At 61.6% G+C, this 24297-nt stretch carries 20 protein-coding genes and 1 riboswitch; of the genes, 6 read left to right on the top strand and 14 right to left on the bottom strand.

The genetic code is table 11. The features are described 5' to 3' along the window. Nucleotides 1-170: 170 nt before the first annotated feature. From parC to C9422_RS11275, 8 genes are all read right to left on the bottom strand, one after another. Nucleotides 171-2438 carry a DNA topoisomerase IV subunit A gene (gene parC / locus C9422_RS11240; RefSeq protein ID WP_116580718.1) on the bottom strand — a complete coding sequence of 756 codons (2268 nt, stop codon included), beginning with the start codon at nt 2436-2438 and terminating at the stop codon, nt 171-173. A gap of 7 nt (nt 2439-2445) precedes the next feature. Next, entirely contained in the window at nt 2446-2970 is a 525-nt protein-coding gene (locus tag C9422_RS11245) for a TIGR02281 family clan AA aspartic protease (protein ID WP_007977469.1), read from the bottom strand. Then, the gene (locus tag C9422_RS11250; protein ID WP_116580719.1) at nt 2967-3956 is read right to left on the bottom strand and encodes an esterase-like activity of phytase family protein; all 990 of its coding nucleotides are present in this window, start codon (nt 3954-3956) and stop codon (nt 2967-2969) included. Before C9422_RS11250 ends, C9422_RS11245 begins: the two co-directional genes overlap by 4 nt. Continuing rightward, nucleotides 3956-5860 carry a DNA topoisomerase IV subunit B gene (parE, locus tag C9422_RS11255; protein WP_007977465.1) on the bottom strand — a complete coding sequence of 635 codons (1905 nt, stop codon included), beginning with the start codon at nt 5858-5860 and terminating at the stop codon, nt 3956-3958. The genes C9422_RS11250 and parE overlap by 1 nt, the downstream gene beginning before the upstream one ends. A gap of 50 nt (nt 5861-5910) precedes the next feature. After that, a complete protein-coding gene (locus C9422_RS11260) occupies nt 5911-6519 on the bottom strand; it encodes a YqiA/YcfP family alpha/beta fold hydrolase (RefSeq protein ID WP_007977463.1) in 609 nt (202 codons plus the stop codon). Nucleotides 6520-6695: 176 nt separating this feature from the next. After that, complete coding sequence (gene cpdA, locus C9422_RS11265; protein WP_116580720.1) at nt 6696-7511, bottom strand: 3',5'-cyclic-AMP phosphodiesterase; 816 nt, start codon at nt 7509-7511, stop codon at nt 6696-6698. Between the two features lie 112 nt (nt 7512-7623). Next, nucleotides 7624-8076 carry a DUF1249 domain-containing protein gene (locus tag C9422_RS11270; RefSeq protein WP_007977461.1) on the bottom strand — a complete coding sequence of 151 codons (453 nt, stop codon included), beginning with the start codon at nt 8074-8076 and terminating at the stop codon, nt 7624-7626. Continuing rightward, the gene (locus C9422_RS11275) at nt 8067-8684 is read right to left on the bottom strand and encodes an NUDIX domain-containing protein (RefSeq protein ID WP_007977460.1); all 618 of its coding nucleotides are present in this window, start codon (nt 8682-8684) and stop codon (nt 8067-8069) included. Before C9422_RS11275 ends, C9422_RS11270 begins: the two co-directional genes overlap by 10 nt. A gap of 223 nt (nt 8685-8907) precedes the next feature. On the opposite strand from C9422_RS11275, the gene C9422_RS11280 reads away from it, so the two are divergent. After that, nucleotides 8908-9654, top strand: a complete 747-nt coding sequence (locus C9422_RS11280) for an RsiV family protein (RefSeq protein ID WP_116580721.1) — start codon at nt 8908-8910, stop codon at nt 9652-9654. On the opposite strand, the gene cytX is transcribed toward C9422_RS11280, so the two are convergent. Both cytX and thiC read right to left on the bottom strand, forming a co-directional pair. Then, a complete protein-coding gene (gene cytX, locus C9422_RS11285) occupies nt 9623-10915 on the bottom strand; it encodes a putative hydroxymethylpyrimidine transporter CytX (protein WP_007977456.1) in 1293 nt (430 codons plus the stop codon). The two genes, C9422_RS11280 and cytX, sit on opposite strands and share 32 nt — an antisense overlap. A 167-nt stretch (nt 10916-11082) precedes the next feature. Next, nucleotides 11083-12972, bottom strand: a complete 1890-nt coding sequence (thiC, locus tag C9422_RS11295; protein WP_015093206.1) for a phosphomethylpyrimidine synthase ThiC — start codon at nt 12970-12972, stop codon at nt 11083-11085. A 150-nt stretch (nt 12973-13122) separates the two neighbouring features. Next, nucleotides 13123-13228, bottom strand: a riboswitch (TPP riboswitch). A gap of 205 nt (nt 13229-13433) precedes the next feature. Here thiC and C9422_RS11300 point away from each other — a divergent pair. Then, the gene (locus C9422_RS11300; RefSeq protein ID WP_116580722.1) at nt 13434-14873 is read left to right on the top strand and encodes a TolC family outer membrane protein; all 1440 of its coding nucleotides are present in this window, start codon (nt 13434-13436) and stop codon (nt 14871-14873) included. 68 nt (nt 14874-14941) lie between these two features. Here the strand turns inward: C9422_RS11300 and waaA are convergent, their stop codons facing one another. Together waaA and C9422_RS11310 are read right to left on the bottom strand one after the other, a co-directional pair. Further along, on the bottom strand, nt 14942-16219 hold the full coding sequence (waaA, locus tag C9422_RS11305) for a lipid IV(A) 3-deoxy-D-manno-octulosonic acid transferase (RefSeq protein WP_116580723.1): 1278 nt from the start codon (nt 16217-16219) through the stop codon (nt 14942-14944). Nucleotides 16220-16230: 11 nt separating this feature from the next. After that, nucleotides 16231-17133: a LysR family transcriptional regulator gene (locus C9422_RS11310; protein ID WP_015093203.1), complete on the bottom strand. Its 903-nt coding sequence runs from the start codon at nt 17131-17133 to the stop codon at nt 16231-16233. Between the two features lie 103 nt (nt 17134-17236). Here C9422_RS11310 and C9422_RS11315 point away from each other — a divergent pair, with 103 nt between their 5' ends. The 4 genes from C9422_RS11315 to C9422_RS11330 all read left to right on the top strand — a co-directional run bounded on the left by C9422_RS11315 (nt 17237) and on the right by C9422_RS11330 (nt 20688). After that, entirely contained in the window at nt 17237-17569 is a 333-nt protein-coding gene (locus C9422_RS11315; protein WP_007977444.1) for a multidrug efflux SMR transporter, read from the top strand. Nucleotides 17570-17702: 133 nt separating this feature from the next. Further along, on the top strand, nt 17703-18878 hold the full coding sequence (locus C9422_RS11320; protein ID WP_116580724.1) for an FAD-binding oxidoreductase: 1176 nt from the start codon (nt 17703-17705) through the stop codon (nt 18876-18878). Then, nucleotides 18875-19687 carry an aldo/keto reductase gene (locus C9422_RS11325; RefSeq protein ID WP_007977442.1) on the top strand — a complete coding sequence of 271 codons (813 nt, stop codon included), beginning with the start codon at nt 18875-18877 and terminating at the stop codon, nt 19685-19687. The genes C9422_RS11320 and C9422_RS11325 overlap by 4 nt, the downstream gene beginning before the upstream one ends. Nucleotides 19688-19719: 32 nt before the next feature. After that, on the top strand, nt 19720-20688 hold the full coding sequence (locus C9422_RS11330) for a hypothetical protein (protein WP_007977441.1): 969 nt from the start codon (nt 19720-19722) through the stop codon (nt 20686-20688). 88 nt (nt 20689-20776) lie between these two features. Here the strand turns inward: C9422_RS11330 and hldE are convergent, their stop codons facing one another. Together hldE and msbA are read right to left on the bottom strand one after the other, a co-directional pair. Next, nucleotides 20777-22201: a bifunctional D-glycero-beta-D-manno-heptose-7-phosphate kinase/D-glycero-beta-D-manno-heptose 1-phosphate adenylyltransferase HldE gene (gene hldE, locus C9422_RS11335; RefSeq protein WP_116580725.1), complete on the bottom strand. Its 1425-nt coding sequence runs from the start codon at nt 22199-22201 to the stop codon at nt 20777-20779. Between the two features lie 177 nt (nt 22202-22378). Further along, nucleotides 22379-24181 carry a lipid A export permease/ATP-binding protein MsbA gene (gene msbA, locus C9422_RS11345; RefSeq protein WP_116580727.1) on the bottom strand — a complete coding sequence of 601 codons (1803 nt, stop codon included), beginning with the start codon at nt 24179-24181 and terminating at the stop codon, nt 22379-22381. Between the last annotated feature and the right edge of the window lie 116 nt (nt 24182-24297).

Raw genomic sequence — 24297 nt, forward strand, 5'->3', positions numbered from 1 at the left:
CATCCAGGTGATCGCTAAAAGGCTGATCACAGTGAAAATACTCAACAAATATGAAGAACGCGCGGCAGTGCCGGCGCTTGAAAGGCCATATCATCCGTGAATATTCGTTCCGACTCCAGCGCAAAGCGCCGAACTACGGGTTAATTCGTAGTTCGGCGCTTCTAAGTCGCCTAATTGAGGTTTTCGACGAGCAGCGCATCTACCCGCTGGAAGCCACGCGGCAGCTTGTTGCCGCGACGGCCACGTTCACCCTTGTAGTGTTCGAGGTCGTCCGCTTTCAGTGACAAGGTACGTTTCCCGGCCTGCAACACCAGTGTTGCACCGTCCGGCAATACGGCGATGTCCGTCACATACTCTTCGCGACTGGCCACTCGCTCACCGGGAATCCCGATGATCTTGTTGCCTTTGCCTTTCCCTAATTGTGGCAGGTCGCTGATCTTGAAGATCAACAGGCGACCTTCGGTCGTCACCGATGCCAGCCAGTTCTGCTCACGATCGGCCACAGGGCGCGGCAGCATGACCTTGGCGTTGTTCGGCAGGCTCAACAGGGCCTTGCCCGCCTTGTTCTTGGCTTGCAGGTCCTCGCCCTTGACCACGAAACCGTAGCCGGCGTCGGAGGCAATCACGTACAACGCGTCGTCTTCGGGCATCAGCACGCATTCGAAACTCGCACCTGGCGGCGGCGTCAGGCGGCCGGTCAGCGGTTCGCCCTGGCCACGGGCCGACGGCAAGGTGTGGGCGGCCACCGAGTAACTGCGGCCGGTGGAGTCGATTAACACGGCAAACTGGTTGGAGCGCCCGGCGGCGAGCGCCTTGAAACCGTCCCCGGCCTTGTAGGAAAGCCCGGTGGCATCGATCTCGTGGCCTTTGGCGGAACGAATCCAGCCTTTTTCCGACAGTACGACCGTCACTTTCTCGTTCGGCAGCAGATCGTGCTCGGTCAGGGCCTTGGCTTCGGCGCGCTCGACGATAGGCGACCGGCGGTCGTCACCGTAGGTTTCGGCGTCCTTGATCAGCTCGGTGCGCACCAGTTTCTTCAACTTGGCTTCGCTGCTCAGCAGGGCTTGCAGCTTGGCTTGTTCCTTGAGCAGTTCATCCTGCTCGGCACGCAGTTTCATTTCTTCCAGTCGCGCCAACTGACGCAAACGGGTATCGAGGATGTAGTCGGCCTGGATCTCGCTCAGGGCGAAGCGTTCGATCAGTTTGGCCCGTGGATGCTCCTCGGTACGGATGATGTGGATCACTTCATCCAGATTGAGGTAGGCAATCAGCAAACCGTCCAACAGGTGCAGGCGACGCTCGACCTTGTCGAGGCGGAATTGCAGGCGACGACGCACGGTCTGCACCCGGAACTCCAGCCATTCGACCAGCAACGCGCGCAGGTTTTTCAGCTGCGGCTTGCCGTCCAGGCCGATGATGTTGATGTTGACCCGGTAGCTCGACTCCAGCTCGGTGCTGGCGAACAGGTGCTGCATCAGCGCATCGTGGTCGAAGTTCTTGCGCGCCCCCGGAATGATCACGATCCGGCACGGGTTTTCATGGTCGGATTCGTCGCGCAGGTCGGCGATTTGCGGGGCCTTGGACGGTTTGGCCTGCATCATCGCAGCGATCTGCTCCAGCACCTTGGCGCCCGAGACCTGATGCGGCAACGCGGTGACGATGATGTCGCCGTCTTCGATGTGATACACGGCGCGCATGCGCACCGAGCCGCGACCGGTTTCGTAGATTTTCAGCAGGTCGGCGCGCGGGGTGATGATTTCCGCTTCGGTCGGGTAATCCGGGCCCTGGATATGTTCGCAGAGCTGTTCGACCGTAGCCTTGGGCTCATCGAGCAAACGCACGCACGCCGTGGCGACTTCGCGCAGGTTGTGCGGCGGCACGTCGGTGGCCATGCCCACGGCGATGCCGGTGGTGCCGTTGAGCAGGATGTTCGGCAAACGGGCCGGCAGGACCAGCGGCTCGTCCAGCGTGCCGTCGAAGTTCGGCCCCCAGTCCGCCGTGCCCTGGCCCAGCTCACTGAGTAGCACTTCGGAATAACGCGACAGCCGCGCTTCGGTGTAACGCATGGCGGCGAAGGACTTGGGATCATCCGGCGCACCCCAGTTGCCCTGGCCGTCGACCAGCGTGTAGCGATAGCTGAACGGCTGGGCCATCAGGACCATGGCTTCGTAGCAGGCCGAGTCGCCGTGGGGGTGGAATTTACCGAGCACGTCACCGACGGTACGCGCCGATTTCTTGTGCTTGGAATCGGCGTCCAGCCCCAGCTCGCTCATGGCGTAGACGATACGCCGCTGTACCGGTTTCAGACCGTCGCCGATATGCGGCAGGGCACGGTCCATGATCACGTACATGGAGTAGTTGAGGTAGGCATTTTCGGTGAAGTCAGCCAATGACCGGCGTTCTACACCGTCCAGGCTGAGATCAAGGGAGTCGCTCATGCGGGCCTCATCGGTTCGTTGTCTGGCGCAGCAGCATGGTGCCACCGCGCTGGGTAAATTCAAGTTTGTTCAGTGCGCTCATGCCGAGCAGCACCTGATCGCCGTGCAGCCCCGGAGCCACCAGTGCGCGCACATCCCGCAGCACGATGTCGCCCAGTTGGAGGCGTTCAATACGGGTGCGATAGCCCTGGCTCAGGCCATTGGCCGTACTCAGGGTCACGCCGAATCCTTCTTCGAGCTTCAAACGCTTGGCCAGGTCCGCCGGAATCGACACATCGGTCGCCCCGGTATCGAGCATGAAGTCCACCGGCTGGCCGTTGATCTGACCGCTGGCAACGAAATGCCCCTGCACATTGCTGACCAGTTTCACCTCGATGAAACCTTCGCCCTGCTCCGAGCTGACCACCACGTTCGGATTTTGCTGTCGTGCTTCCCACTGGCCGAAAAAACGCGTCGCCAGAAACAGCGCTGCGCACCAGGCCAGCACCATGAACACCCGACCGATGCGCTGCCCCGGCGTTTGTCGGCTCATGGCTTGGCACTCCAGCCACCTTCCGGCGCAGCGAAACGCCAGACCACCGGACGCACTTCGCCATCGACACGTGCGCCAAAATTGTTGTCAACGCCAATCCAGGCGCCATCGGCATCCACGATCAACGCCTCTTCCAACCCGTAGTTCTGTGGATAACGACGGTTTTCCTGCAATAACTCGGCGGCGTACGACCAGCAGCGCTCGACCCTGGCCGTCTGCGGATCCCGGCGACAAATCTGATAGGCGTTGCGTTCAAGGGTGAACAGCTTGCCGTTGAACAGCGACAGGTCAGAGAAATCCTGCGAGACAGCTTTGGCGTGGGGAAACTGCTCGGGTTGCATTTCCATGCCCGCCTCGCTCAGCAGCACGCAGCCACCGTCGCAATCCCACAACGTCTGTTTGCGCTTGACCATCAGCAGCCCGCGACCTTGACGCTCGGCGGCGAGCCACATCTGATCGCCCGCCGGATTGATCGCCAGCCCTTCGAACAGCGCATTGAATTGCAGCAGCAGACCTCTGGCCCGCGCCTCGCGAACCATCATCGGCGAAATTTTCAACCAGGTAGCAGGCCCCGTTGGCGGCACTTGCAAGACAGCGGCATGCCCTTCGCTGACGATGTAGCGATTGCCGGCGCTGTCGCAGGTGATGCCTTCGAAGTCCAGATCGCCGCCACGCACGAACGAAGCCCCCCAGACACTAGACTTCAACCCCCAGGGCAAGCCGCTGTCGGGCACCGGCGGCACGTCAATGTGCACCGCTTCGGCCTGCCAGGCAGGTCCGCGGGTATCGAGGCGATAGATCTGGTCATCGTCGCGGTCGGAAACTGCCCACAGGTCATTGCCGCACTGCGCCAGCCCGGACAGGTTGCCGCCGCGCATACTGTCGACGACATGCCCGGACAACAGGCGCAGCTGTGGCGCCGGCTCGGCAGATGCCGTAATCGACGTCAGCAGCAACGCACAGGCCAGGGCAAAGCCCAGACGCATCAGCCCAGAACCTCGGCCAGGTTGCCCTTGGACTCCAGCCAGGTCTTGCGATCACCGGCGCGTTTCTTCGCCAGCAGCATGTCCATCATTTCCGAGGTCGCCTCGAAATCTTCCAGGGTCAACTGCACCAGACGCCGAGTGTTCGGGTCCATGGTGGTTTCACGTAGCTGCGGCGGGTTCATTTCACCCAGCCCCTTGAATCGGGTGACCTGTGGTTTGCCGCGTTTCTTCTCGGCCACCAGACGATCGAGGATGCCGTCGCGTTCGGCTTCATCCAGGGCGTAGTAGATTTCCTTGCCCAGGTCGATGCGGTACAGCGGTGGCATGGCCACATAGACGTGACCGGCATCCACCAGCGGGCGGAAGTGCTGGACGAACAAGGCGCACAGCAAGGTCGCGATGTGCAGACCGTCGGAGTCGGCGTCGGCGAGGATGCAGATCTTGCCGTAGCGCAGCTGGCTCATGTCGGCAGCGCCCGGATCGACACCGATCGCCACGGCGATGTTGTGCACTTCCTGACTGGCCAGAACTTCGCTGCCGTCGACTTCCCAGGTGTTGAGGATCTTGCCGCGCAACGGCAGGATCGCCTGGAATTCTTTGTCCCGCGCCTGCTTGGCCGAGCCGCCGGCGGAATCACCTTCCACCAGGAACAGCTCGGAACGCATCGGGTCCTGCCCGGCGCAGTCGGCCAGCTTGCCCGGCAGCGCCGGGCCCTGGGTAATGCGTTTACGCTCGACCTTCTTGCTGGCCTTGAGGCGACGGCCGGCGTTGTTGATCGCCAGTTCCGCCAGCAGCATGCCGGTTTCCGGGTGAGCGTTGAGCCACAGGCTGAACGCATCCTTGACCACACCGGAGACGAACGCCGCCGCTTCACGGGACGACAGGCGCTCCTTGGTCTGGCCGGAGAATTGCGGCTCCTGCATTTTCATCGACAGTACGAAGGCAATGCGTTCCCAGACGTCTTCCGGCGCCAGCTTCACACCGCGCGGCAACAGGCTGCGGAATTCGCAGAACTCGCGCATGGCGTCGAGCAGGCCTTGGCGCAGGCCATTGACGTGGGTACCGCCCTGGGCGGTCGGGATCAGGTTGACGTAGCTTTCCTGTACCGCGTCGCCACCTTCGGGCAGCCACAGCAGCGCCCAATCCACCGCTTCCTTATTACCGGCCAGGCTGCCGCAGAACGGCTCGTCCGGGAGGCGCTCGAATTCGCTGACCGCGTCCACCAGATAGGAACGCAGGCCGTCTTCGTAATGCCATTCGACTTTTTCGCCGGTGGCCTTGTCTTCAAAGCTGACCAGCAGCCCCGGGCACAACACGGCCTTGGCCTTGAGCACGTGCTTGAGGCGGCTGATGGAGAATTTCGGGGAGTCGAAGTATTTCGGATCCGGTGCGAAGAACACACTGGTGCCGGTGTTGCGTTTGCCGACAGTGCCGACGATCTCCAGTTCGGTAGCCTTGTAGCCATCCTTGAAGGTCATCTGGTACTCGTTGCCGTCACGCTTGACCCGCACCCGCACTTCGGTGGACAAGGCGTTGACCACGGAAATACCCACCCCGTGCAAACCGCCGGAGAACTGGTAGTTCTTGTTGGAAAACTTGCCACCAGCATGAAGCTTGGTGAGGATCAACTCGACGCCCGAAACGCCTTCCTCAGGGTGAATGTCCACCGGCATGCCACGGCCGTCATCGCTGACTTCCAGGGAATGGTCGGCATGCAGGATCACCTGTACCGATGAGGCATGCCCGGCCAGGGCTTCGTCGACACTGTTGTCGATGACTTCCTGGGCAAGGTGGTTCGGCCGACTGGTGTCGGTGTACATGCCGGGGCGTTTGCGCACCGGGTCGAGGCCCGAGAGGACTTCGATGGCGTCGGCGTTATAAGAGCTAGCGCTGGGAGTGGCCATGGGGTCTCGTCGTCAGTGTTCGGTGAAAAAAGAATTCATGGGGCTATCGCTCACAATGCGCTGAAATCGATTGCCTGATACAAATCGGCGCCGATGCCGGCAAAACTCAACATGGCCGGCAGTCGCGTGGCAAAACCCTGGAAACTGTGGTCGCCACCGGCCTGGATACGCAAGGCGCATGCCCGGTAATACTGCTGGGCGAGACGATAGTCCAACGTTTCGTCAGCTGTCTGCAACCATACCTGATAACGCTGCGGATCCCGGGGTGCCGGCACTTCCAGCTCGGCCAGGGCCGTCACGTGGTCGTGGGTCAATTCCCAGGCCTCTTCGGTATACAGGTTTTTCTGCGTCCCCAGATAGCCGTCGAACATCCGGTGCGGGCTGACGGCAGGGTTGATCAACAGGGCTTTCAAGCCATGGCGCTCGGCCAGGTGAGTGGCATAGTAGCCGCCGAGGGAGCTGCCGACCAGCAGTGGCCGCCCCAGTTCGGCGATCGCCTGCTCCAGCTGCTCGATAGCCTGGCGCGGGTGGTGGTGCAATGCCGGAACGCGCAGCTGTTCGCTCAGGCCCAGACGTTCCATCACCTCGACCAACTGGCAGGCCTTCTTCGACAACGGCGAGCTGTTGAAGCCGTGGATATAAAGGATCGAACCGGACATTTGAGTTCCCTGTGCGTCGGCTAAAGAGTCGGAGTTTACAGGGACTCGGGCGCGTTGGGTGCCGATGAAATGCGATCCCTGTAGGAGCTGCCGCAGGCTGCGATCTTTTGATTTTGATTTTTTAAGATCAAGAGATCGCAGCCTCGTTGCACTCGACAGCTCCTACAAGGGATTTATCAGTAGCCGTTGGAACCGTAATCCACAGTGAAATCAAACCCGGTGACACGCTCCACACCGGTTTCCAGCCCCCCATCGGGCAGCAGTCGCAACCAGCGATACCCCGGTGCCTGTTCCCCGACCTTGAAATCCTCGCTGCCCGGCTCGAACTGGATGCAGGTCGAGGGCGAGGCGATCAATCGCACGCCATTGCGCTTCTGATCGATTTCCTGGTGCACATGCCCCCACAACACCGCGCGCACCTGTTCGAAACGGTCCAGCACGGCGAACAGCGCCTCGGGATTGCGCAAGCCAATCGGTTCCATCCAGGCACAACCGATGGACACCGGGTGATGGTGGAAGCACACCAGATGATGGCGTTCCGGTGCTTCGCTCAGCGAGCGGGCGAGCAACTGCAGCTGTTCATCCTGCAAATATCCCGGCACCGAGCCCGGCACCGCCGAATCGAGCATCGTGACCCGCCAGTTGCCGATATCCACCACCGGCTCGAGCAAAGCGCTCTGCACCGCCGCCTCGGCCATGATCTGCGGCTCGTCGTGATTGCCGGGAATCCAGCGTGCCGGCGCATCGAGCTGGCGCGTCATCTCACGAAATTGTCGGTAGGACGCCAGCGTCCCGTCCTGGGACAGATCACCCGTGGCCAGGATCAAATCGATCTGCGGCTGTTGCGTGCGCACCAGTTCGATGACCTTTTGCAGGCTGTCGCAGGTATTCATGCCCAGCAACGCACCGTCCGCTTCGGCAAACAGATGGCTGTCGGAGAGTTGCACCAGCAACGCCGGATCGGCGGTGGTCAATGTGGATACGCTCGGCAAGGCGTTCTCCCAGGGCGTGATCACGGGGATGGGTAAGTGCCGCAATTATGCTGGGGGACGATCGAAAGGGGAAATCCGTGAACCTGACGCAGTTCACAACTGCGCTTCACGGTTAACGTACGACTTCGTACTCATGCCCCAGCGCCAGGCAATGGCTCAGCCATTCGCCCAGAAACATGTTCAGCTGGGCTTTTTCGTCCGGCTGGTGCATCGAGGCGTTCGGGTAAGGATAGATGCCGCGAAAGCGTCGTGCATGTTCGGCGCTGACCACTTCGGCCATGCGCGCGTCGTGATAGACCTGCACTTCCAGTTGCGGCACCGGCAGCCACGGCAGGCTGTGCTCCTGCCGTACTTGCAGGGTCGTGGTGTAAGGACAGGTCAGCAATACCTCCAGGGCCAGCACGCCGAGCATCTGGTCGCCATGGGTCACGGCGATGCGCCGCGCGGCAGGCTCGCTGCGCATGTCCGGCAGCAGTCGCATCAAGCGCGCGTAGTTCGCCTCGCAGGACGCTTGCAGCCCCACCAGATCTACCCGATAGCGATCGCGCAGCTTGTTTACGACCATAACCCCCTCACTTCAACGCGGTTCAAAGCCAGCCATTGCAAGGCAATGATGCTCGCCGCGTTGGCAATACGCCCGTCGCGCACGGCTTGCAGGGCATCTTCGAAAGCCCAGACCGTGACGCGGATGTCTTCTGCCTCTTCCTCCAGCCCATGCAGGCCGCCAACCCCGGTAGTGTCACAACGCCCCAGGTACAAATGCACGAACTCGTTACTGCCGCCCGGCGATGGAAAATATTTGAGCATCGGCCAGAGCGCCCCGATTTCCAGCCCAGCTTCCTCCTGCGCTTCGCGGTGAGCAACTGCTTCCGGCACTTCATCCTTGTCGATCAGACCAGCGACCAGTTCGATCAGCCACGGGTTGTCGGCCTTGCCCATGGCGCCGACGCGAAACTGCTCGATCAGCACCACTTCATCGCGCTGCGGATCGTAAGGCAACATGCAGACCGCATCATGGCGAACGAACACTTCACGATTGATCTCACGGCTCATGCCCCCGGCGAACAATTCGTGGCGCAAGTGCACGCGTTCGAGCTTGTAGAAGCCCTCGTAGCATTTTTCGCGCCGCACGATATCAACGGCGGTCGGAATGGCGTTGGCAAAATCCGTCATGACAATCCTCGTGACTGCGAATCCTGAACGAGGCTCCTTCTTCCTGGGCCTCGACTTCGCGCCATCCTAACGCGCCCGCGATGTTTGATGCAGCCCCTTTCCCGTCAGTGGGATGGACGGTGAAGGCGAAACCCTCTCTAATTAGCTTAGTGGCGAACTGATTGCTTTGTTGAGAGTCGAAGCCGGTAACTTTTTGCCTTCCCCTGTTTCAGAAAGGACGCCCATGTCGCTTTTCAAAATCGCCTCCGTGGCCGCCATCGCCCTGACCCTGGGCGCTTGCGCGAGCCTGTTCCAGCCCAATTACCGGACGCCGCTGGAAACCACCCGCGACGCTTCCGAGCAACTCAAGCCCGGTTGCAGCAACCCGGATTGCCCGCTGGTCAACATCGACACCCTGCACTTTCCGGACGAGCCTGCACTGGACGGCATCATCGAAAAGCGCCTGCTGCAGATGACCCGCACCTCACCCGACGCGCCGGTGGCACCGACCCTCGCGGCCTATCGCGAAGAGTTCCTGCGCACCGCCGGCCCGCGCAACAGCAGCTATCTGCAAGCAAAGGTACGTGAGCAGCATGACGGCTTGGTGATCATCGAATTATCCAGCTACCTGGACACCGGCGGAGCCCATGGCACGCCGGGGCGGGGTTTCATCAACTACTCGCGCCAGCAGCATAAAGTGTTGACGTTGTCCGACATGTTGGTGCCGGGGCAGGAAGACGCGTTCTGGAAAGCCGCGCAAGTGGCGCACAACAGCTGGCTGATCAGCACCAAGCTCGATCAGGAACCGGAGTTCGTGAAGAGCTGGCCGTTCCAGAAAACCCAGAACGTGGCGCTGACCTACGGCGGGGTGATCCTCAAGTACGAAACCAGCACCATTGCGCCTTACGCGCTGGGCCATGTCGAACTGAAGATCCCCTACCCTCGCCTGAACGGCATCATCAAGCCCGAGCTGTTTCCCGGCCGTAACTGAAGGCCCGGCCCAGCACCAGCTGCAGCAACCCTGCCAGGACCAGCGCCGGCAGGGTTGCACCCACGTCCGGATACAGGTTGGCGAGCAGATGGTAAGTGCTGATCCCACCCAGCCAGGCCAGCAGCGCAGGCCAGCGCAAAGCGGCTGAAGCCACCTGGCCACTGCGCTTGCGCAGGATGAAGTGGTCCACCAGTACCACGCCGAACAATGGCGCAAACACCGAGCCGATCAGCAGCAGGAAGTTCTGGTACTGGGCCAATGGCGCCAGCAGGGCAATCAGCGTGCAGATAACGCCGATGGCCAGGGCCAGATGCTCGACTTTGGCACGCAACAGAATCCCGCTGGACACCGCCGCCGAGTGAATATCGGCAAAGGCGTTTTCCGACTCATCCAGAAGAATCAGCAGCAGCGGAATCCCCAGGCCGGCCCCGGCCAGCGCCAGCAGCAAGGCATTGACTTCACCGCTCGGCGCGAATGCCAGGGTGTAGGCCACGCCCAGGCTCATCAGCCAGAAGTTACCGATGAAGAATCCGATGGCCGTGCCACCGAAGACGTTTTTCGCCCGTTTGCCGAACCGCGAGTAGTCGGCGATCAGCGGCAGCCAGGAAAGCGGCATGGCAATGGCGATGTCGAAACCCACGGCAAACGGCATCGAACCATCACCGGCCTGGGCCCACAATGCTGCCAGGTCAGCCTTGGCGAACAGGTTCCAGGTCAGCCAGATGCACGCGGCCAGCAGCAGCCAGATGCCCCACTTGCGCAGGATCTGCCGGACGAACGTCAGCGGGCCACTGACCGCCAACAGGGTCGCCAGGGCGCCGAAGAACAGGGTCCAGAGCAGCGGATTCGACAGCAGGCTGCCTTCGCTGAAGGCCTTCGCGCCCAACAGGCTGGCGGCATCGCGCATGACAATGATTTCGAACGAACCCCAACCGATCAGTTGCAGCAGGTTCAGCACCGCCGGCAGGCTCGCCCCCTTGGCACCGAGGCTGAGTTTGAGCGCGGCCATCGACGACAGGCCGGTGTCACTGCCAATCACCCCGACCGCCGCCAACAGCAGAACGCCGACCAGGGTGCCGAGGAAAATCGCCAGCAACGAACCAGACAGGCCCAGGCCCGGCGCGAGCAACGCGCCGGTCTGCAACACCATCAGGCCGATGCCGAGGGAGAACCACAGGGAAAACAGATCGCGACCGCCGAACACACGTTTGTCGGTTGGCACCGCGATGTCGGGGGAGTAAGTGCTGGGTTGAATGCTCAAGGGTGTTATCTCAGAGGGACACATTTTGTTTTTGGGAGTTTCGGTGTCTGAACTGGCGCTTTCGCGAGCAAGCCCGCTCCCACATTGGTCCTGCGTACACAGGTCAAATGTGGGAGCGGGCTTGCTCGCGAAGACGGCACCAAAGGCACCGTCAATCCCAGGTCAGATCAAACTTTCTTGTACAGCTGACTGCCTTCCTGCTTGAAGCGCTCGGCCTGTTCGGCCATGCCCTGGGCGACGTCCACGTCGACCGCTTCGATCCGTTGGTTGGCCGCATACTCGCGGACTTCCTGGGTGATTTTCATCGAGCAGAACTTCGGCCCGCACATCGAGCAGAAGTGCGCGACCTTGGCCGAATCCTTCGGCAGGGTTTCGTCATGATACGAACGCGCGGTGTCCGGATCGAGGCCCAGGTTGAACTGGTCTTCCCAGCGGAACTCGAAACGCGCCTTGCTCAAGGCATTGTCGCGGATCTGTGCGCCCGGGTGCCCCTTCGCCAGATCGGCGGCGTGCGCGGCGATCTTGTAGGTGATGATCCCGGTCTTCACGTCATCCTTGTTCGGCAGCCCCAGGTGCTCCTTCGGCGTCACATAGCAGAGCATGGCGCAACCGAACCAGCCGATCATTGCCGCGCCGATGCCCGAGGTGATGTGGTCGTAGCCCGGCGCGATGTCGGTGGTCAACGGACCGAGGGTGTAGAACGGCGCCTCGTCGCAGCACTCCAGCTGCTTGTCCATGTTCTCCTTGATCAACTGCATCGGCACGTGGCCCGGACCTTCGATCATGCACTGCACGTCGTGTTTCCAGGCAATCTTGGTCAGCTCGCCGAGGGTTTCCAGTTCGCCGAACTGCGCTTCGTCGTTGGCGTCGGCAATCGAGCCCGGACGCAGGCCGTCGCCCAGCGAGAAGCTGACGTCGTAGGCCTTCATGATTTCGCAGATTTCGTCGAAATGGGTGTAGAGGAAGTTCTCTTTGTGGTGCGCCAGGCACCACTTGGCCATGATCGAACCGCCACGGGACACGATGCCGGTCACGCGCTTGGCGGTCATCGGCACGTAGCGCAGCAACACGCCGGCGTGGATGGTGAAGTAGTCGACGCCCTGCTCGGCCTGTTCGATCAGCGTGTCGCGGAACAGCTCCCAGGTCAGGTCTTCGGCCACACCGTTGACCTTCTCCAGCGCCTGGTAGATCGGCACTGTACCGATCGGCACCGGCGAGTTGCGGATGATCCACTCACGGGTTTCGTGGATGTGCTTGCCGGTGGACAGGTCCATGACCGTGTCCGAACCCCAGCGAATGCCCCAGGTCAGTTTCGCCACTTCTTCTTCGATGGACGAACCCAGGGCGCTGTTGCCGATGTTGCCGTTGATCTTCACCAGGAAGTTACGGCCGATGATCATCGGTTCCAGTTCGGTGTGGTTGATGTTGGCCGGGATGATCGCGCGGCCGCGGGCGATTTCTTCGCGGACGAATTCAGGGGTGATTTCTTTCGGGATGCTCGCGCCGAAGCTGTGGCCGGCGTGCTGTTGCTTCAACAGGCCGGCGGCGCGGGCCTCTTGCAGCTTCATGTTTTCGCGGATGGCGACGTATTCCATCTCGGCGGTGATGATGCCTTTGCGCGCGTAGTGCATCTGGCTGACGTTGGCCCCGGCCTTGGCGCGGCGCGGGTTGTTCACGTGGGCAAAGCGCAGTTTGGTCAGCTCAGGATCGGCAAGGCGCTCCTGACCGAAGTTCGAGCTCAGGCCACTCAGGCGTTCGGTGTCACCACGGTCGTCGATCCACGCCGAACGCACGTCGCCCAGGCCTTTACGCACGTCAATCACCACGTTGGGATCGGTGTAGGGACCCGAGGTATCGTAGACAGTCACCGGGGCGTTGATTTCGCCACCGAAGTCAGTCGGCGTCACGTCCAGGGTGATTTCGCGCATTGGCACGCGGATGTCCGGACGAGAGCCCTGGACGTAGATTTTTTGCGAACGGGTAAAGGGTTGAACCGACTGCTCATCGACCTTGGCCGACTCACTGAGGTTGATCGCGTTTTTTGCTTTTATGGTCATCACGGGCTCTCCAGACAGCATCCAGGCAGTGGATTGTCGGAGCAGAACCTGAAAGGCACGGACGCACCAGGACTGGTGCTGTGCGTCGTCACACGGGGAGCGTTCGATTGTCGAACAATTTCCCGGACGAAGCACAAGAGGACTCGCCGGGTGACGAGAAATCTTGTTCCCTACGCAGGCGCTAACCTGATCAGGTTCAACGGGATCCGAAATTATTCGATCTCAGCCTCATAGCAAGGCACCCCGACAAGAACCCGGCCAGTCTAGACACAACTGACAAAGAACGCCAACCCCCCGGCAAATACCATGATGAATGGCGTATTAACACGCAGTATCAGGATTGTTGCCACCCCAATGCGCAACTACACTCGCTACGCTGAGCCGCGCATTGACGCTGTCGAAGCAGGGCCTTAGCCTTGGCGCTCAAATTACCTTTGTAATATCAATTCTAGGGATCGTCTATGCTGCGCAAACTCTCACTGGCCCTTGCCGTGTCTTGTGCGTCCAACGGATTGGTCTGGGCAGCAGATGCGCCCTTATCGAACAAGACGGACCTTGTCAGCGTTTATCAGGAAGCCGTCAACAACAACGCCGATCTGGCGGCCGCCATCGCCCAGTACGGCGCGCAGAAGGAAGTCGTGCCCCAGGCCCGCGCCGGGCTGTTGCCGAACCTCTCGGGCGGCGCGAATGTTTCCGAGGTGCGTACCTCGCTCGATCAACCTTCGGGCACGACCAACCGGGATGCTCATTCCTACCAGGCCACTTTGGCGCAGCCGCTGTTCCGGGCCGACCGCTGGTTCCAGTTCCAGGCCGCCAAGGAAGTCAACGAACAGGCCGCCCTGCAACTCTCGGCGACCGAGCAGAACCTGATCCTGCAAACCGCCGACAGCTATTTCAACGTGCTGCGCACCCAGGACAACCTGGCCTCGACCAAGGCCGAAGAAGCGGCGTTCAAGCGCCAGCTCGATCAATCCAATGAGCGTTTCGATGTCGGCCTCTCGGACAAGACCGACGTGTTGAACTCACAGGCCAGCTACGACACCGCACGCGCCAACCGCATCGTTGCGCAGCGCCAGGTGGACGACGCCTTTGAAGCATTGATCACCCTGACCAACCGTCAGTACAACTCGATCTGGGGCATCAGCCATAACCTGCCGATCCTGCCGCCAGTGCCGAACGACGCCAAGGCCTGGGTCGAAACCGCGGGCAGGCAAAACCTCAACCTGTTGGCCAGCAACTATGCCGTCAGCGCCGCCGAGCAAACCCTCAAGCAACGCAAGTCCGGGCACTTGCCAACGGTTGACGCGATCGCCAAGTACGAGAAAGGCGACAACGATGCACTGGGCTTCAGCAACCCGAACAACCTGCCCCAGGCGTACGGTGGCGACGTCGATCAAACCACCGTCGGCCTGCAACTGAACATCCCGATCTACAGCGGTGGCCTGATCAACTCCCAGGTGCGCCAGTCGTATGCACAACTGGACCAGACCGAGCAGCAACGCGAAGCCCTGCGCCGCAGCATCGTGGAAAACACCCGCGACCTGCACCGCGCGGTGAACACCGATGTCGAGCAGGTACAGGCGCGCAAGCAATCGATCATCTCCAACCAGAGTGCGGTGGAAGCGACTGAAATCGGCTATCAGGTGGGTACGCGAAACATCGTCGACGTGCTGGATGCGCAGCGCTCGCTCTACAACTCGGTGCGCGACTACAACAACACCCGCTACGACTACATCCTCGACAACCTGCGCCTGAAGCAACAGGCCGGCACGTTGAATCCGGGGGACCTGCAAAACCTCGCACGCTGGCTCAATCCCAACTACAACCCGGACAAGGATTTCCTGCCACCGGATCTGGCCAAGGCGGCAGCGGAGCAGTTGAAGGCGCGACCGGAGCAATAAAGCAAAAGATCGCAGCCTGCTGTAGGAGCTGCCGCAGGCTGCGATCTTTTTCTGCCAGACGACTCGGTCTACCGCTCGATCAACCGCCCCAACCCGTCCAGCAAGCGCTGCAACGCCCCCTGGTTGGCGCGCATCACCTTCAACCCGGCCTCTGCCATGCGCTGTGCATCACGCGGCAGTTCGAACAGCCGCTGCACCGCCACCGCCAACCCTTCGGCATCCTCCACTTCCTGCAACGCCCCGGCACTGCGCAACTGCGCAGCGATTTCGAGGAAGTTGAAAAGATGCGGCCCGCTCAGCACCGGTTTGGCGAGGGCCGCCGGCTCCAGCAGGTTATGCCCGCCATTCGGCACCAGGCTGCCGCCGACGAAAGCACTGTCAGCCAGGGCGTAGAGAAACAGCAACTCGCCCATGGTGTCGCCCAGCAGCACTGAAGTATCGCCACTGACCGCGTCGCCACTGGAGCGCCGGACGGTGGCAAACCCTTGTTGCTGGCACAACCCGTACACCGAATTGAAGCGTTCCGGATGACGCGGCACCAGAATCAGCAACGCATCGGGGTGACTGGCCAGCAACTGACGATGAGCCGCCAGTACGACCTCGTCTTCGCCGTCATGGGTACTGGCCGCGATCCACACCGGTCGCTCCAGCGCCTGCCATTGCCCGCGCAACTGACTGGCGCGCTCAAGCAGTTGCGGGTCGATGGTCAGGTCGAACTTGATCGAACCGGTGACCTCGACGGTTTCCGGTCGCGCACCCAGATCACGGAAGCGCTGGGCTTCGGCCTCGGTCTGCACCGCGAACAGGCTCATCTCGGCCAGCATCGGTTGGGTCAATTTACGGAAGCGGCCATAGCCCCTGGCCGAACGCTCGGACAGTCGTGCATTGGCCAGCGCTACGGGAATCCCGCGTTTGGCACATTGATGGATATGGTTGGGCCACAGCTCGGTTTCCATGATCACCGCCAGTTTTGGCCGGACCCGATCGAGGAAGCGCCGGGCGGCGCACGGCAAATCGTAAGGCAGATAGCAGTGCTGGATGCGCGGCTCATTGGCAAACAGGGCCAGGATGCGTTCCGAGCCGGTCGGCGTCATGCAGGTCACGGTGATCGGCAGAGTCGGATAACGCGCCAGCAGGGCGCGGATCATCGGCGCGGCAGCAATGCTTTCGCCCACCGACACGGCATGCACCCAGATGCCACCCGGTTTCATCGCCGGCATCCCGCAGGAGAAGCGCTCGCCGATGCGCCTGGCATACGCCGGCGCCTTGCGCGCGCGCAGCCAAAGCCGAATCGCTACCAATGGCAGCCCCAGATAAAACAGCGCGGTGTAGAGAGTTCTATTCATGGCGGCGGAGTTTATCGGCTTTTTTCGCCAATCGTCTGCAAGTGCACGGCAAAACGTTCGGCGAGCCAGCGCGCGGCCGGCCCGAGCGGCTCGTCCCGGCGCCAAACCAGCTCCACCACCAGGGCCGGCGGGGTCCATTCGCTGACCAGTTCGACCATCTGGTTCTGATAGGTCGGGTATTGCACCACGTGGCGCGGCAACCACGCCCAGCCGAGGCCCCGCACCAGCCATTCGGCCATCACATAGAAACTGTCGGCGCGCCAGACTTGCGGGCTGGCGGGATCACTGCCGGGATAAATGCTCGACTCCGTGGACATCAGCAACTGCCGATGCTGCGCCAATTGCTGGCCGTCGACCGTGCCTTTGCCCGCCAACGGATGATCCTTGCCGCACACCGTGACCATTTCCACGCTGCCCAGCACACGACGCTCAAGCGCCTCGGGAATCTGATCGTGAAAGAACAGCAACCCCAGATCGGCGCGCCGCTCCACCAGCTTGCGCGCGACATCCCCCTGGGCGGCACTGGTCAGTTGCACTTCAAGGCTGGGGAATTTTTCCGCCAGGGCCTCGAAGCTTTCGATGATCGGCTGATAAGGCATCGCCTCATCCTGGGCCACGCGCAGTCGGGCCTCCTGGCCACGCATCATCGCCAATGCCCGACCATTGAGCCGTTCACACTGACGCAACACTTCCCGTGCTTCGTCCAGCAAAGCCGTACCGGCTTCAGTGAGCTTCGGCTGACGGCCGCTGCTGCGGTCGAACAGGCTGACGCCAAGGTCATCCTCCAGCAACGCTATCGCACTGCTGACCGCCGACTGCGCCTTGCGCTGATCCCGCGCCACGGCAGAAAACGATCGCTGCTCCGCTACGCTGACAAACAACCGCAACTGCTCCAGATTCCATTGCATGCTCATGGCTCAACCCATCTTCAAAACAGATAGGTAATGACTTTACCGCATCTGGCGAATCACTAGAATGCCGACCTCAGAGAGCAACACTTCACACGAGGATTGACCCATGACCGCTTACTACTACCTGGCCATTGCCATCTGCGCCGAAGTGATTGCCACTGTTTCGATGAAAGCCGTCAAAGGCCTCAGCACCCCGCTGCCACTGGTGCTGGTCATCCTCGGCTACGGCATTGCCTTCTGGATGCTGACCCTGGTGGTGCGCAGCGTTCCCGTGGGTGTGGCGTATGCCGTGTGGGCCGGCATGGGGATCGTGATGGTCAGCGTCGCGGCGCTGTTTATCTACGGGCAGAAGCTGGATGTGCCGGCGATGCTGGGGATGGCGTTGATTGTGCTCGGGGTTGTGGTGATTCAACTCTTTTCCAAAACCGCGGGTCATTGAAAGAAAAGATCGCAGCCTTCGGCAGCTCCTACAGGGGAATGCGTGCGCCTGTAGGAGCTGCCGAAGGCTGCGATCTTTTTTCCCGTCTCAGCTCTGTATACTGCGCCCTCGTCTTGAACACAGAGGTCGCTGCATGCCATCCGTTATTTCCACCGACGTTCTGATTGTCGGCGCTGGTGTCGCCGGCCTCTGGCTGAACGCGCGCCTGCGCCGCCAGGGTTTTTCGACCGTGCTGGTGGAAAGCGCCAGCCTCGGCGGCGGGCAGACCGTGAAGTCCCAGGGCATTATCCACGGTGGTGCCAAGTACGCATTGCACGGCGCCCTGACCGGCGCTTCGGAAGCCATCGCCGATATGCCGCGCCGCTGGCGTGAAGCCCTGGCCGGTGACGGCGAGCTGGACCTGTCTGGTGTGCGCCTGCTCTCCGAAGCCCATTACCTGTGGTCCCCTGGCACCCTCGCCGGCAACCTGACCAGCTTCTTCGCCAGCAAGGCCGTGCGCGGTCGCGTCGATCAGGTCAAGGGCGACCAGTTGCCGCCCGCGTTGCAGGACAAGCGCTTCAAGGGCAAGGTCTATCGCCTGGCGGAACTGGTGATCGATGTGCCGAGCCTGATCCAGCGCCTGGCCGACCTCGCCGGTGACGGCTTGCTCGCCGGGCAGAAGATCGAACCGCTGCTGGAGGGTGGCAAGCTGGTCGGCCTGATCGTCGATGAGCGCGAGATCCGCGCCCAGCGCATCGTCTTGAGCGCCGGCGCGGGCACGGCGCAGCTGCTCGAAGCATTGGGCCTCAGCGAGCCGGCGATGCAGCGTCGACCGCTGCACATGATCATCGCCAAGGGGCCGAGCCTCAAACCGCTGTACGCCCATTGCCTGGGCGGCGGCACCAAACCGCGCATTACCGTCACCACCCACCCGGCCGCCGACGGTCAATGGGTCTGGTACATGGGTGGCGACATCGCCGAAAGCGAAGGCGTGCTCCGTGAGCCTGCGGAGCAAATCGCCACCGCACAGAAAGAACTCGGCCAGTTGCTGCCGTGGATCGACTTGAGCACGGTGCAGTGGGCCACCCTGCGCGTTGATCGCGCCGAACCCCTGCAATCGGGCCTGACCCGCCCCGACAATGCGTTTCTCGCAGAAGAAGGCCGGCTGCTGGTGGGCTGGCCAACCAAACTCGCCCTGGCGCCGGACTTCGCTGACCGCGTGATCGCCAGCCTGACCCGCGACGGTATCCAGCCAGGCCACCCGGCAGCGCTGCCTGTACTGCCGAAGCCACCGATGGGCGTACCGGCCTGGGAGCAACTGTTGCCATGAGCCAACCGACCCTGCATGACTTGCATCGCCCCCTGGGCAGCAGCGGCCTGCTGGTTTCACCTCTGGGCCTGGGCACGGTGAAACTGGGCCGCGACCAGGGCGTGAAATACCCCAGCGGCTTCCGGATACCCGATGACGATGAAGCGCGCATGCTGCTCAAGCTTGCCCGCGACCTGGGCATCAACCTGATCGACACGGCCCCGGCCTATGGCCGCAGCGAAGAACGCCTCGGCCCGCTGCTGCGCGGTCAGCGTCAGGATTGGGTGATTGTCAGCAAGGTGGGTGAAGAATTTGCCGACGGCCAGTCCCGTCACGATTTCAGCGCGGCACACACGCGCATGTCGGTAGAACGCAGCCTGCAACGCCTGGAAACGGACTTCATCGATCTGGTGCTGGTGCACTCTGATGGCAACGACCTGGCGATCCTCAATGACTGCGAAGTCTACGAAACCCTCGCCGAACTCAAGGCCGAAGGCAAGATTGGCGGCTTCGGGTTTTCCGGCAAGACCGTCGAAGGCGGATTGAAAGCGCTGGAGCAAGGCGACTGCGCGATGGTCACCTACAATCTGAACGAACAAAACGAGAAGGCCGTCATTGACTATGCTGCTGCACACGGCAAAGCCATTCTGGTCAAGAAAGCCCTCGCCAGCGGTCACGTATGCCTGAGTCCTGGCGTGGACCCGGTGCGCGCCAGTTTCGAGTTGCTGTTTGAACATCCGGGCGTTGCCAGTGCTATTGTCGGGACCATCAATCCGCTGCACCTCGCCCACAATGTCGCGACCGTTGCCCAGGTCCTACGTAGCCACTGACGCCGCTCACGCGGCCTTAAGCAGGAGCCGACATGTCGCGCACGCTCATCAGAAAGAACCCGAGCAACTTCAAGACCCTGCCGTTATTCGTCGAAGCGACTCCTGAAGGCCTGAGCTACCAGAGCGTCGGCAGGCCGCTGAATTTCTCCCAGACACTGCAACGTCGTCGGCCGGTCACGGTCGGCGACAGCGAACGATTTGCCCTGGAACTGGCCAATCTCGGGGTCTCGGTGCGCCTGACCCTGCATTGGCAGAATCGCGACTACTGGGTGCTGGTGCGTCAGCGTCGGCAGGACCGTGGCGACGTGGTGCTCAAGCTGATTTCCGGTTACGTGCCGGCCCACGAACTGAACCTCCCCCTGCACACGGCGATCCAGGAGATTGCCGAAGAATGCCTGCTGGAAACCCCGGAAGGCTGGCTCGGTGGCCGGTTCAATGACACCTGGCTGCCGGCGCCCTACTCGGCCGCCCTGCATTACCGCGAAGCCCTGCCGTTTCGCTTGTCGCCATTGTCCGGCTCGGCTCGGCCGGTGCGTTGCGCCAACCTGACGCTGATGGAGCGTCCGCGGGCTTACGTGCATTTGCCGACGGCGTCGCTGCAACTGATTTACGACCTACGCCTGGACGTTCCCAAGGAAGCCAAATCCCTGAGTCTGTTCCATGTCGATGAAAGGCTCGAAGGCGATCAACTCGTCGCCCGTCTCGACCGCAAGCGCCCTGACCTGTACTTGATGCCCTTGCAGGACGGCCACCCGATGGCTGAGCTCTACACCCTGAAAAAGGATCAACTGCACCCGGCCAGCACCCGCGGCCTGTACCTGGCCGAAAGCTTTGCCCGACAGGAAGGCTGGCTGGTGCGCGATGAACGAATCCGCTGGAAGGACTGGGTGAGGCAGCAGGGGTTGACCCCGCCGGGGAAGGATTCGGGTTTGGCGCGGTTGCGCGGGAAGGCCAAGCTGCTGCTGAAGAAGATTGTACCGCGCAAGAAGGTCAGCTCTTAAAAGCAAAAGATCGCAGCCTGCGGCAGCTCCTACAGGGTTATGTGTATACCTGTGTAGGAGCTGCCGCAGGCTGCGATCTTTTACGGCTTCATTCGGACTTGCGGATCTTCTCCACAATCGCCGTGGTCGAGCTGTTTTCCACCAGCCCCAACACTTTCACGGTACCGCCGTAGGCCGTCACGATGTCCGCGCCAACCACCTGGTCGATTCCGTAGTCGCCACCCTTGACCAGCACGTCCGGCTTGATCGCGCTCAGCAGGTTTTCCGGGGTGCCTTCCGGGAAACTGATGACCCAGTCCACCGCGCCCAACCCGGCCAGCACCGCCATGCGCCGGTCGACACTGTTGATCGGACGGCCCGGCCCTTTCAGGCGGCTGACCGATGCGTCGTCGTTGATCGCGACGATCAGGCGATCGCCCTGGGCCCGCGCCTGTTCCAGATAGGTCACGTGGCCGGCATGCAGGATGTCGAAGCAACCGTTGGTGAAGACAATCCGTTCGTTATGCGCGCGGGCATCATCGACCGCCAGCAACAGCTGCTCAAGACCCAGCACACCGCGTTCGGAACCCTCCGCGCGTTGAATCGCGCGACGCAGTTCCGGCGCACTGATGGCCGCCGTACCGAGCTTGCCGACCACGATACCGGCCGCCAGGTTGGCCAGGGCCACGGCATGAGGCAGCTCTTCACCGGCGGCAATCGCCGCGGCCAGGGTGGAAATCACTGTATCGCCGGCACCGGTCACGTCGAACACTTCACGGGCACGGGCCGGCAAGTGCAGCGCCGGATGATCCGGACGCAGCAAAGTCATGCCGTGTTCGCCACGGGTCACCAGCAAGGCACCGAGGTCCAGGTCGTGCATCAACTGCGCGCCCTTGTTGACCAGCTCGTGTTCATCGGCGCAACCACCGACGATGGTTTCGAATTCGCTGAGGTTCGGCGTGATCAGGCTGGCGCCACGGTAGATCGAAAAGTCCTTGCCCTTTGGATCGGCCAGCACCGGAATGCCACGGGCCCGGGCGGCCTGGATCAGCGCCTGGTGATTTTTCAGTGCGCCTTTGCCGTAGTCGGACAGCACCAGCACCTTGATGCCTTCGAGCAACTCGTCGACCTGCGCGGCCAGCGCCAGCGCGTCGGTGGCGAAGGGTTCTTCGAAGTCGATCCGCAGCAGTTGCTGGTGACGACTCATGACCCGCAGCTTGACGATGGTCGGCTGGTGCGCAATGCGCTGGAAGATGGCGCGCACGCCAGCGCCCTTGAGGCTGTTGACCAGGCTATTTGCAGCTTCATCGTCGCCGGTTACACCGACCAGCGAAGCCGGAGCCCCCAGGGCGGCAATGTTCAAGGCAACGTTGGCAGCGCCACCCGGACGGTCCTCGATGTGATCGACCTTGACCACCGGCACCGGCGCCTCAGGGGAAATCCGTGAGGTACCACCATGCCAGTAACGGTCGAGCATGACATCGCCGACCACCAAGACGGGGGCTTGATCGAATCGCGGCATGGACAACTTCATGGTGCAACCCACATACAGAATGAACAGGGGCGCGATATTAACACAGGGTTGGCGTCGGCTTGTGCGGTGGCTGCAACGGGATGATTTGCCGGGTGTTTTTGCTCATTTTTTGAGCAAAAACACCCGTCAGGCAACGACACCCGCGCGAAAGGGCGAGCCAGGCTCGCCCTTTCGGGGTCAGGCGATGTCTTCGGCCGGGGCGTCGAGGCCCATCGCGTTGAGGCGCGAGTAGTAGCCGTTTTGCGCCAGCAGTTGCTCGTGGGTGCCGCGCTCGACGATTTTCCCCTGATCCATGACCAGGATCAGGTCGGCCTTCTCGATGGTCGACAAGCGGTGAGCGATCACCAGCGTGGTGCGACCTTTCATGACCTGATCCAGGGCAGCCTGGATATGCCGCTCGGACTCGGTGTCGAGTGCCGAAGTCGCCTCGTCGAGAATCAGCAGCGGGGCATTCTTCAACAGCGCCCGGGCAATCGCCAGGCGCTGACGCTGGCCACCGGACAACAGCACGCCGTTTTCCCCGACCTGGGTATCCAGGCCTTCGGGCAGTTGAGCAATGAAGTCCATCGCGTAGGCATCTTTCGCCGCTTTTTCGATGTCTTCACGGGGCGCCCCGGCCAGGTCGCCATAGGCGATGTTGTTGGCCACCGTGTCGCTGAACAGAGTCACGTGCTGAGTCACCTGGGCGATATGCCGACGCAGGTTCAACAGCTTGTACTGTTCCACTTCGACGCCATCGATGAGGATTTCGCCCTTGTCGTGGTGATAGAAACGTGGAATCAGGTTGGCCAGGGTCGACTTGCCGCTGCCCGAACGCCCCACCAGCGCCACCATTTGCCCGGGCTCGACCGAGAAGCTGATGTCATTGAGCACCTGACGCTCGGTGTCAGGGTAGGTAAAGCTGAGGTTGCGCACGTCCAGGCGGCCGTTGACGACATCACGCTCGACGGTGCCGGTATCGACTTCAGGCTCGACATCCAGTTGCTCGAAGATACTTTCAGCACCGGCCACACCTTTCTGGATGGTCGAGCTCACTTCGGACAGCTGGCGAATCGGCTTGGGCAGCAGGCCGGCCAGGGTGATGTAGGCCACCATGTCGCCGGCGGACGCATCGCCACGCAGGAACAGCACCAGGAACATCAGCACGGCCATGGCGGTGTAGATCACCAGTTGCAGCAGCGGCGTATAGATGGCGCCGGTGCGGGTCATGCGCAATTGCTTGTCGGTATTGCCCTGGCTGGCGTCGAAGAAGCGTTTCTCTTCGTACTTTTCACCGCCGAAGCTGCGCACCACGCGATAGCCCTGGATCGTTTCGGACGCCACGTGCGTCACGTCTCCCATGGCCAGCTGGATTTTCTTGCTCTGCTTGCGGAATTTCTTGCTGGCCGTGCGCACCATGATGGCAATCAGCGGCAGGATGGCGACCATCACCAGCGTCAGGCGCCAATTCATAAACAACAGCGAGGCAAACAGGAAGACCACCGTCATGCCTTCACGAATTACGACCTTGATCGCATCTGTTGCCGCCCCCGTGACCATGGTCACGTTGAAGGTGATACGTGAAATCAGGTGCCCCGAGTTATGCTTGTCGAAATACCGGTTTGGCAACACCAGCAGGTTGTTGAACAGCTGGACCCGCAAGTCATGGACCAGGCCCAGGGAAACCTTGGCCAGGAAGTAGTTGCCCAGGTACGACCCCAGCCCCTGCCATGCGGCGATCAGGATGATCAGCAACGGCACCGCCTGCAGCAGTTGCAGGTCGCGCAGGTAGGGCACTGTTGGAAACAGCGCCGCTTCAGGATTGGATAAACCGTCGACGAAGTACTTGAGGATGTAGCCCAGCATTGGCTGTGTCGAAGCGAAAATCAGAAAACCGACGATGCTGATCAGGAACAGGCTGATATACGGTCGGACATAGCCGAGCAAACGGAAGTAGATTTTCAAGCTCGATGGGCTTGCGGAGAGACTGGAGTCGGTCATATCACGCGAATGTCGATGAAAAGGACGCTGACTTTAGCACAGCTTCCCCAGGGTTCTGGCAATCGCATACAGTCTGTGTATTGTGGCGCGTCAAATAGCCACCCGCTGTCCCTGCC

The organism is Pseudomonas sp. B1(2018), from assembly GCF_003097365.1.
Lineage (GTDB): Bacteria > Pseudomonadota > Gammaproteobacteria > Pseudomonadales > Pseudomonadaceae > Aquipseudomonas > Aquipseudomonas laurylsulfatiphila.